General features: G+C 67.6%; 10 protein-coding genes. 2 read left to right on the top strand and 8 right to left on the bottom strand.

Annotation, left to right across the window (positions count from 1 at the left end):
• From I55_RS24455 to I55_RS24430, 6 genes are all read right to left on the bottom strand, one after another.
• Nucleotides 1–291, bottom strand: a 291-nt coding sequence (locus I55_RS24455) for a glutathione S-transferase N-terminal domain-containing protein (RefSeq protein ID WP_044563327.1), incomplete at its 3' end; no start/stop codon positions are given.
• Between the two features lie 33 nt (nt 292–324).
• The gene (locus I55_RS24450; RefSeq protein WP_044563326.1) at nt 325–909 is read right to left on the bottom strand and encodes a TetR/AcrR family transcriptional regulator; all 585 of its coding nucleotides are present in this window, start codon (nt 907–909) and stop codon (nt 325–327) included.
• A gap of 318 nt (nt 910–1,227) precedes the next feature.
• Nucleotides 1,228–1,485, bottom strand: a complete 258-nt coding sequence (locus I55_RS24445; RefSeq protein ID WP_044563325.1) for a hypothetical protein — start codon at nt 1,483–1,485, stop codon at nt 1,228–1,230.
• 123 nt (nt 1,486–1,608) lie between these two features.
• Nucleotides 1,609–3,126 carry a S8 family serine peptidase gene (locus tag I55_RS24440; RefSeq protein WP_049974458.1) on the bottom strand — a complete coding sequence of 506 codons (1,518 nt, stop codon included), beginning with the start codon at nt 3,124–3,126 and terminating at the stop codon, nt 1,609–1,611.
• 88 nt (nt 3,127–3,214) lie between these two features.
• Nucleotides 3,215–4,474, bottom strand: a complete 1,260-nt coding sequence (locus I55_RS24435; protein WP_049974457.1) for a dipeptidase — start codon at nt 4,472–4,474, stop codon at nt 3,215–3,217.
• 258 nt (nt 4,475–4,732) lie between these two features.
• Nucleotides 4,733–5,584 (bottom strand): LysR substrate-binding domain-containing protein, encoded by an 852-nt coding sequence (locus I55_RS24430; RefSeq protein ID WP_044563328.1) that lies wholly within the window; start codon nt 5,582–5,584, stop codon nt 4,733–4,735.
• Nucleotides 5,585–5,711: 127 nt separating this feature from the next.
• On the opposite strand from I55_RS24430, the gene I55_RS24425 reads away from it, so the two are divergent.
• Together I55_RS24425 and I55_RS24420 are read left to right on the top strand one after the other, a co-directional pair.
• Nucleotides 5,712–6,746 (top strand): bile acid:sodium symporter family protein, encoded by a 1,035-nt coding sequence (locus I55_RS24425; protein ID WP_044563324.1) that lies wholly within the window; start codon nt 5,712–5,714, stop codon nt 6,744–6,746.
• A 10-nt stretch (nt 6,747–6,756) separates the two neighbouring features.
• A complete protein-coding gene (locus I55_RS24420) occupies nt 6,757–7,026 on the top strand; it encodes a hypothetical protein (RefSeq protein ID WP_044563323.1) in 270 nt (89 codons plus the stop codon).
• A gap of 6 nt (nt 7,027–7,032) precedes the next feature.
• On the opposite strand, the gene I55_RS24415 is transcribed toward I55_RS24420, so the two are convergent.
• A complete protein-coding gene (locus I55_RS24415; RefSeq protein WP_044563322.1) occupies nt 7,033–8,415 on the bottom strand; it encodes an L-serine ammonia-lyase in 1,383 nt (460 codons plus the stop codon).
• Nucleotides 8,416–8,551: 136 nt separating this feature from the next.
• Nucleotides 8,552–9,071 (bottom strand): cysteine hydrolase family protein (locus tag I55_RS24410; protein WP_044563321.1); only part of this gene is annotated, 520 nt, incomplete at its 5' end.

The raw sequence follows: 9,071 nt of genomic DNA, 5'->3' as shown, positions 1-9,071 counted from the left end.
CGCCCGTCTTCCGCCCCGCACGTCCGCCGGGATGAAGCGGCCGGTCTTGTCCGCCATGTACAGCAGGATGGCGCCGCTCTCGAACACGGTGATGGGCTCCCCCCCATCGGCCGGATCCCGGTCGATGATGGCCGGCATGCGGTTGTTGGGGGAGAAGGCCAGGAACTCCGGCTTGAACTGGTCGCCGGCGCTGATGTCCACCGGGTGGATGGTGTAGTCCAGCCCCGCCTCTTCCAGGAACAGGGTGATCTTGTGGCCGTTCGGGGTGGGCCAGTAGTACAGCTCGATCATCGGAACGCCTCGCGGATGAAGGGTCGGTATCGTCTATCGGGGGTCCAGCAGGGAAAGCGCCGGGCGGGCCATGCCTTCCAGCAGGGCGCGGTCGGGGTTCACGCGCGCCATGACGCGCATGGCCACCACCACGCCCAGGAACAGGCGGGCCAGATCCTCCGCCGGCTGGCTTGCGGCGATGCTGCCGTCCGCCTGCCCGGCCTGGAGATGGCGCAGGAAAAAGCCCCGGATCTCATCCAGCCCGCCCGCGATCTCATCGCGCATGTCCGGATCCTGCGCCGTCACATCCAGGGCGGAATTAATCAGCAGGCAGCCGCGGTGCAGCGGATCGGCCAGCGACCGCTCGACGACGTCGGCCACATAGGTCGTGATCGCCTCCCGGGGGGCCAGCCCGTCCAGGCGGGCGAAGCGCCGGCGGGAGCCTTCGTCAAGGTACCGGTCCAGCGCCTTCAGGAACAGGCCGCGCTTGTCGCCGAAGGCGTTGTAGAAGCTGGCGGTGGTCAGCCCCATGCGCGCCGCCAGGTCACGGGTGCCGGCGGCGCCATACCCCTGGGACCAGAACCCGTCGACGGCGGCGCCCAGCGCCACCCCCTCATCAAACGCACGCGGCCGCGCCATGGCGGACCCTCCTCAGCCGGAGAACCGCCACGCCAGCACGCCGGTTCTGTATCGATCGCTCCAATTAAATTAGAGCACTCGATACAGAACGCAAGAGCCATTGCGTGAAATTCAGTGTGCCGTGGCGTGGATGGCGGTGGCGTGAATGATGGAATGTACTACCGCGCCCAGACTGATGCTTTGCCGCCGCGACGGCTGGCGCCCGTTGCATTTGATCGCGACAACTCAATCGCGACCACTCAAATGCCCCCCCTCACAAGCCGAACGCCCGCAGTAGCGGGCCAAAGCGGCGTTAGGCAAAATCTCATGCCGCTGATATCAGACGGTCGGCACAATGCGGACACGGGTATCCGGGCGTTCGACCGTCGCCAAAGGGAAGGCGGACCAACCGTTCAGCCTCTGCACCATCGCCGAAATGAGTTCCGGCTGCCCCTCCACCAACAGCATGGACGGGTTGCGCTTATCCAACACGACCATCCCGGCCGCGTTGTCGATAAGACTGGCCGCTTGGGCTGATGGCGTGGCGTCCTGCTTCAAGCGGCGAAGAATGACGCGACTGTGGCTGACATCCTGCACGGACCGGCTATCCTGGTTCCTGGCGAAATACCGACTGGCTCGTTTTCGCCCCAATGGAACAGATGGGTGGCAAAGCGTACTTCAACCAGTCTTTCACAGGCAAGTTTCCATAAACTCCCCGCTTCATGAAAGCATGCCGAACCCCTCGTAGTCCGTACCGAACCCCACGGGTTTGGCGTGATCGGCCAGCAGTTGTCTCAGCGCCGCCACACGCTCCAATCCCCTCTTGGCCCGAACATCATTGTTCCGCGCCAGCAGAAAGGCCGCAAACCCGGTGACGGCCGGACATGCCATCGATGTCCCGCTCATGACACCATAGGCGTCGTCCGGCAGCGCCGAGACGATTCCGAGGCCAGGCCCCGTCAGCTTGATCTGCGGGCCATAGTTTGAAAAGGCGGCGCAGCAGGCCTGCGGATCGGTGCCGTACGGCTTGGTGAACTCGATGCGTTCGGTCGAACTGGGTGGATAGGTCCCCCTGCGTCCCATGGCGGAAACGGCGATGCAGCCGCTGAGGGATGCTGGAAAGCTGACGGGACCGCGATAGTCGTTGCCGGCCGCGGCAACTACCAAGGTACCGGCACTCAGTGCAGCCTCTATCGCGGTCTGCACCCCGTCATCGTGACTACCGCCGCCCAGGCTCAGATTGACGATATCGCAGCCGTCCGCAACGGCCCGATCGATCGCATTCATGATGTCGTAGTTCGTGGCGCCCCCTCCGCCATTGGGGAAAACCCGGTAGCTGCGCAATTCGACACCCGGAGCCACGCCCCGAATGGAAATATCCGGTTGCGGCCGGGCGCCAATGATGCCCGCGACATGGGTTCCATGCTCTCCATCGGAAGCCGCCGGCCCCCAGTTCGCCGCCGCCCCCGCATCGCCCACCGTCTCATCGAAGACGAGGTTGGCACCACCGGTGACGTTGGGCAGCAGGGAATGGGCCTGCGCGATACCCGTATCGATCACCCCGACGCGGACACCGACGCCTCCGTCAAGCGGCAACGCCTGGTAGAGGTCCGACAGCAGCAGACGATCCGTCGCAAAATCAATGGGCGGAACACTGAACGTGTTGCTACCGTTCAGGGTAATGCCGCTGTCAAAGAAGCCCCAATATCGCGCCGGTCCATAGACGTATAGGCGATCCAGCCGGGTGCCAGGGGGAATGGAAAGCGCGACGTTTCCCCGGTCATCGGATATTCCTTCCGCCCCAGTCCGAAAGCGGAAGCTGGTGAAAGCGACGACCCTGGCACCGGCCAACCCAGTCTGGGTGGCACCGTCAACCACACGTACCACGACACCCCCTGCAGCCGACGCATTGGATGCAGACTGGGCAAAGGGCCGGACGATACCTCGCTCGAACTCCATCGTGTGATAGGTGACGACCGGTATGACCCGCAGGCCCGGCACCTCCGCCTGAAGGTTCAACGCCGCATCGGCCGACATCTCCACCAGTCTGGGACCGCCCTCGCGGATACCATCAAGCACACGCATATTCGTCGTGGCCGTCTCACACCCTGAGGCAACGCCGCCGCGCACCGCCAACCGTACCGCAGGGCCAGGAGCCCGAAGTTTGTCCGCCTCAGTCAGTCGCCGGTCACGAAAGCCGCTGACCGGAAGAACGATGAAGCGGGCCGTCTCAGTCATTTTCACCTCATGCCCTATATTGGATCGTAGGCCCAAAATAGCACATTTTGGAGAATATGTTATAAGTCCAACAACCTATAATGAGTTCCTAGCTACCCCACACGTCTCGCGCGCAGCGCAGGACGTTGCCGCCCAGGATCTTGTCGATGCGCGCCGCCTTGTGGCCGCGTTTGGACAGCAGGTCGGCCAGGCGGGTGAACTGACCGGGGCCGCGCAGGTCGACGACGAAGGGGTAGGTGTCCTCCCCCTCACCCGTGGCGCTGATGCCGGCGGCGCGGCGGGCCAGGATCTCCTTGCGCAGCACGGCGCGATAGCGGTCCAGGTCGTCGATGCCGGTGACCTCGCCATCCGTGCCGATGGCCACGTGGTCCTCACCGCAGACGTCCAGCGCATGCTCGATATGGCGCACCACGTCCTCGGCCTTGGGGTGGCCGTCCGGCACCAGGAAGGGCATGAAGTAGATACCGACGACGCCGCCGCCCTGGGCCACGCCGCGCAGTTCCGCGTCCGTCTTGTTGCGCGGCAGGTCGCACAGGGCGCGGCAGCCGGTGTGGCTGATGGTGATCGGGCCCTTGGCCACGGCCAGCGCGTCCAGGCAGGTCTTTTCCCCGCTGTGCGACAGGTCGACTATGATTCGGGCGGCCTGCAGCCGCTCCACCGCCTGGCGGCCGAAGTCGGTCAGGCCCGTGTTCACGGCCCCCGCTTTATCGGCCATGGAGCCGGCGCCCAGCGGGTTGGCGGGGTTGTAGGTCAGCTGGATGATGCGCACGCCGAGATCCGCGAAGAGCTCCACCCGGTCCAGGTCGCCGCCCAGCTGCACCGCGTTCTGGAAACCATAGATGACGCCCAGCTGCCCCTGGGCCTGCGCCGCCGTGATGTCGGCGGCGGTGTACACCTTGCGCAGCGCCTGCGGATGCTCCCGGATCAGCCGGTCCCAGCGGCCGATGTCGCGCACCGTGAACTCGAACGGGTCCATGGGACCGGCGACATAGCCCAGGGTCAGGTTGACGGCCGTCAGGCCCGACTGGCGCACGTCGGCCAGGGCGCGGGCATCCACCTTGGCCTGGGGCAGGTCAGGCAGCTTGGCCGCCGCCGACTGCGGGTCCAGCTGGGCGTCAACCTCCAGGTTGGGGTTGGCGAAGCCGCCCAGAAAATTGATGACAGGCGCACGCATCGGTGTCTCCGTACCAGGCTGGCCGGCAGGGGCGCCGGGTATGGCCCCGGCCTGTGCATTGGGGGCCCGCCCATCGGGGGTGCTGCTGCGCGCCCGTACCGGGCCGCTGACCAGGCTGCCGCCCAAGGTGGCCACGGCGCCCGCCAAGGCGGTGCGGCGATCAATCGTCGTCATCAGTCCCCTGCCCCCATCCGGCGCCCGCCCTGCCAAACCGGGTCGCCCTGCCCACGATCGCGCAAAGCCTGGGGAAAGGGAAGGCCGGCAACGTTACCGCCAAGGGCCATCCAGACGCTATTCGCGCCGCACCCCAGACGACGCCTCACTGGTAACGCGCATCCGGAGGCGCAAAGAAGAGTGCACGGATGTCCAAATCCCGCGCGCACCGCCTGATCACTGGTGGATGGGATGTGATCGGAACCGAATCGCCACCCCTTACCCCACCCCCTGCAAGCGCACGGCACTGTCCACGATGGCCTGCGCCAGGGCCGCCGCTGGGCCGCGCCCGGCCGCACCCGGGCCGGCCAGCACGAACTCCACGTCGGCCAGGGGCGGCAGGTGCGGCACCTCCACCATGCCGCTGGGCAGCATGGCGCGGGGCTGGACGGTGACGCCCAGGCCCGCCAAGGCGGCGGCGCGCAGGCCGCTGAGGCTGCCGCTGACGCAGGCGATGCGCCAGGGGCGGCCGTGGCGTTCCAGGGTTTCCAGGGCGACCGAGCGGCTGATGCTGGGCGGGGTGAACAGCACCAGGGGCACGGGCTTGGCGGGATCCAGGACGTCGCCCTCCCGCCCCGCCCAGACGAAGCGGTCGCGCCACAGCGGGCGGCCCAGGGTGTCGCCCGGGCGACGCTTGGCCAACACCAGGTCCAGCTCGCCGGCGTCCAGCTTCTGGTAGAGGAAGCCGCTGAGCCCTACGGTCAGTTCCAGATCCACCGCCGGGTGGCGGCGGACGAAGGCGGCCAGCACGTCGGACAGGTGGGAGATGACGAAATCCTCCCCCGCGCCCAGGCGCACGCGGCCGCGCAAGTCGGCGCCGGCGAAGTGCTGCCGCGCCCGCTCCTCCAGGTCCAGCATGCCGCGGGCGAATTCCACCAGGGCCTCGCCATCGGCGGTCAGGCGCACGGTGTGGGTGTCGCGCACGAACAGGCGGCGGCCCACCGCCTCCTCCAGCCGGCCGATCTGCTGGCTGACGGTGGACTGGCGCAGGCCCAGCCGGCGGCCCGCCTCGGTGAAGCCCTGGGCCCGCGCCACCTCCATGAAGGTGCGCAGCAAGGTCGTGTCCAGCATCCCATCCTCATCCGCGATACGGTCATTCATAAATTTGATGACAGTAACAATTGTAAGCAGTCTTCAAGATGGGCCGTCCAGCGCTTTATGATGCGGCATCATGTCCCCGTGCCAAGGTTGCCCACCCATGTCCGCCCCCGCCGCGACCGCGCCCACCCCCTCCTCCGGCTTCACCGTCTGGCTGGCGCGCCTGAAGCCCGACACCTTCACCCTGCTGCTGGTGGGCACGGTGGCGCTGGCCTCGGTGCTGCCGGCCAAGGGGGCGATGATCACCGCGTCCAACGGGGCCACGGACGTCGCCGTCTTCCTGCTGTTCTTCCTATACGGCGCCCGGCTGTCGCGGGAGGCGGTGATCGGCGGGCTGACGCAGTGGCGGCTGCACCTGCTGGTCACGCTGTGCACCTTCGTGCTGTTCCCCCTGGTGGGCCTGGCATTGCGGCCGCTGGTCAATCTGGGCGTGCTGACGCCGGACCTGTACCTGGGCGTGCTGTTCCTCTGCACCCTGCCGTCCACGGTGCAGTCGTCCATCGCCTTCACCTCCATCGCCGGCGGCAACGTGGCGGCGGCCATCTGCAGCGCGTCGGCCAGCAACCTGCTGGGCATGGTGATCACGCCCGTGCTGGTCGGCCTGCTGCTAGCCAAGGCCGGCGCCGGCTTCTCGGCCGACGCCCTCACTTCCGTTTTCGTGCAGCTTCTGCTGCCCTTCGTGCTGGGCCAGCTGCTGCGGTCGCGCATCGGCGCCTGGGTGGCGCGCAACAAGAAGGTGCTGGGCCCGGTGGACCGCGCCAGCATCCTGCTGGTGGTCTATGGCGCCTTCAGCCACGCGGTGAACGAGGGCATCTGGCACCAGCTGGACGCCGTCAGCCTGCTGAAGGTGGTCCTGGTCAACATCGGCCTGCTGGCCCTGATCCTGACCCTCACCACGGTGGTCAGCCGCCGGCTGCATCTGTCGCGGGGCGATGAGATCGCCGTGGTGTTCTGCGGCTCCAAGAAAAGCCTGGTCAGTGGCATCCCCATGGCCAACGTGCTGTTCGCCGGCCACACCATCGGCATGATCGTCCTGCCACTGATGCTGTTCCACCAGATCCAGCTGATGGTCTGCGCCGTCCTGGCACGGCGCTACGCCGCCAGCCACCCGCCGGGGCATGTCGTGGCGGAGTGAGGGGAGCGGTATGAGCTTGTTCCAGGAAGTGATGGTCTGGAAGCGTCTCGAGAACGGTACCGCAAGGGCCGTCCGCTATACCTGCTTCCAGGATGTGGCGACCGGCCGGTACGCCGTCCAAAGCGCCGACTTCTTCCACCTGCCGGTCCCCGATGACCAGCTGGCCTTTTTCGCCAGGCAACAGGTCGAGCTGTTCATTGAAATGCCGGTCACCGGACGCTGTGCCTGGTTCGACACCCTGGCCGAGGCCATCGCGGCCCACGACCAGGATTTCAACTGACTCCGCTTAACACTCCGGCAGATTCACCGCCAGGCCGCCCAGGGACGTTTCCTTGTACAGATCCTTCATGTCGGCGCCGGTGCGCCGCATGGTTTCGATCACCCGGTCCAGGCTCACCTTATGCGTGCCGTCGCCCATCAGGGCCAGGCGGGCGGCGTCGATGGCCTTGATGGCGCCCATGGCGTTGCGCTCGATGCAGGGGATCTGCACCAGGCCCTTGATGGGGTCGCAGGTCAGGCCCAGGTTGTGCTCCATGCCGATTTCGGCCGCGTTCTCGATCTGGGCGTTGGTGCCGCCCATGGCGGCGGTCAGGCCGGCGGCGGCCATGGAGCAGGCCACCCCCACCTCGCCCTGGCAGCCGACCTCGGCCGCGGAGATGCTGGCGTTGCGCTTGTACAGGCCGCCGATGGCGGCGGCGGTCAGCAGGAAGATGTGCAGGCGGCGGCGGTCGGGATCGTGGAAGCGCTCGTAATAGCGCAGCACTGCCGGGATGATGCCGGCCGCCCCGTTGGTGGGGGAAGTCACGACCTTGCCGCCGGCCGCGTTCTCCTCATTCACCGCCAGGGCCCACAGGTTCACCCAGTCCATGACCGACAGCGGGTCGCGCAGCATGCGTTCCTGCCGCTGCAGCAGCTGGGCGTGGATCTTGGCGGCGCGGCGCGGCACATCCAGGCCGCCGGGCAGGATGCCGGTCTCGCGCATGCCGCGGTCGATGCAGGCGTCCATGGTGGCCAGGATGCGGTCCAGGCCCTGGTCGATCTCCGCGTCCGTGCGGCCGGCGCGCTCATTCTCGCGCATCAGTTCGGCGATGGTCAGGCCGGCCTTGGACGCCATGTCCAGCAGCTGGTCGGCGTTGGCGAAGTCATGGGGCACGGCCGGGCCGGGGTTGGCCGGGGCGTTGGCCCGCGCCTCATCCTCATCCAGGACGAAGCCGCCGCCGACGGAATAGTAGGTGCCGCGCGTCAGCTCGGCGCCGGCGCCGTCGAACGCCACGAAGGTGATGGCGTTGGGGTGGAAGGGCAGCTGGCTGCCGCCTTCCCAGCGGATGTCGCGGTCGGCGTCGAAATCGATCTGGTGACCGTCAGCGCCGTTCAGCGGCAGGCGGTGGCTGGTCAGCACATGGGCGACCAAGGCGGCGCAGGCGTCGGGATCGGCATCGGCCGGCATCTGGCCGGTCAGGCCGATGATGGCGGCGGTGTCGGTGGCGTGGCCCCGCCCGGTCAACGCCAGCGAGCCATACAGCCGCACCTCCACCCGCGCCACGGCGGCCAGTTGCCCGTCCGCCGCCACGCGCCGCACGAAGCGGCAGGCGGCCGTCATCGGCCCCATGGTGTGGGAGCTGGAGGGGCCGACGCCCACCTTGAACAGTTCGAAGACGCTGATGCTCATGCCCGATGCCCTATCCCGGCCCCATCACCCGATAAACGGTTTGACCGCAGGATGGTCAGGGCGCCGACCGCGCCTTGATACCCGGTTCCCTGACCGGCCGCCACCACCTTCCCCGCGTCATATAATTTGATGTGGCTTAAATCGGGGGCAGCAGGGCCTCGACCTCCGCCACCGTCTTCACGTCGGCGAAGTTCAGGCGCAGCAGCAACAGGGCGGCGTTGTGCTCCGCGTCCGATGGGGCGGCGCAGGCGTCCGCCAGTACCACCACGCGATAGCCCAGCATGTTGCCGTCGCGCGCCGTGCTGTCGCAGCAGCAGTTGGTCAGCGTGCCGGCGATCAGCAGGGTGTCGACGCCATGGGCCCGCAATTCGGCCCGCAGGGAACCGGCCGGGCAGAGGAAGGCGCTGTAGCGGTACTTGTCCACCACCCCATCCTCCTCGCGAACCTCCATGGCCGGGTGCAGGGCGTGGCTGGGTGTGCCGGCCCCCATCACCCGCACCGCCTCCCGCACGAAAGGGATGGTGAGGTCGTACTGCCAGGACGGCATGGCGAGGGCGGGGGCGGCGCTGACCGTCTGCCGCGTCCAGATCACCCGGCCGCCGGCCGCGCGCACCGCCCGCGCCAGCCGGTTGACCACCGGCACGATGTCCAGGCAT

It is taken from the genome of Azospirillum sp. B4, from assembly GCF_000333275.1.
In the GTDB taxonomy this organism is placed as follows: domain Bacteria; phylum Pseudomonadota; class Alphaproteobacteria; order Azospirillales; family Azospirillaceae; genus Nitrospirillum.
The sequence above is the reverse complement of the archived record's forward strand: the minus strand, read 5'-3'. Positions and strand labels throughout refer to the sequence as shown.

What these genes read in the sequence shown, in the direction of transcription:
- I55_RS24435 (WP_049974457.1), bottom strand. Translation starts at nt 4,474, where the DNA reads ATGACGACGATTGATCGCCGCACCGCCTTGGCGGGCGCCGTGGCCACC.
- I55_RS24450 (WP_044563326.1), bottom strand. Translation starts at nt 909, where the DNA reads ATGGCGCGGCCGCGTGCGTTTGATGAGGGGGTGGCGCTGGGCGCCGCC.
- I55_RS24425 (WP_044563324.1), top strand. Translation starts at nt 5,712, where the DNA reads ATGTCCGCCCCCGCCGCGACCGCGCCCACCCCCTCCTCCGGCTTCACC.
- I55_RS24440 (WP_049974458.1), bottom strand. Translation starts at nt 3,126, where the DNA reads ATGACTGAGACGGCCCGCTTCATCGTTCTTCCGGTCAGCGGCTTTCGT.
- I55_RS24415 (WP_044563322.1), bottom strand. Translation starts at nt 8,415, where the DNA reads ATGAGCATCAGCGTCTTCGAACTGTTCAAGGTGGGCGTCGGCCCCTCC.
- I55_RS24430 (WP_044563328.1), bottom strand. Translation starts at nt 5,584, where the DNA reads ATGCTGGACACGACCTTGCTGCGCACCTTCATGGAGGTGGCGCGGGCC.
- I55_RS24420 (WP_044563323.1), top strand. Translation starts at nt 6,757, where the DNA reads ATGAGCTTGTTCCAGGAAGTGATGGTCTGGAAGCGTCTCGAGAACGGT.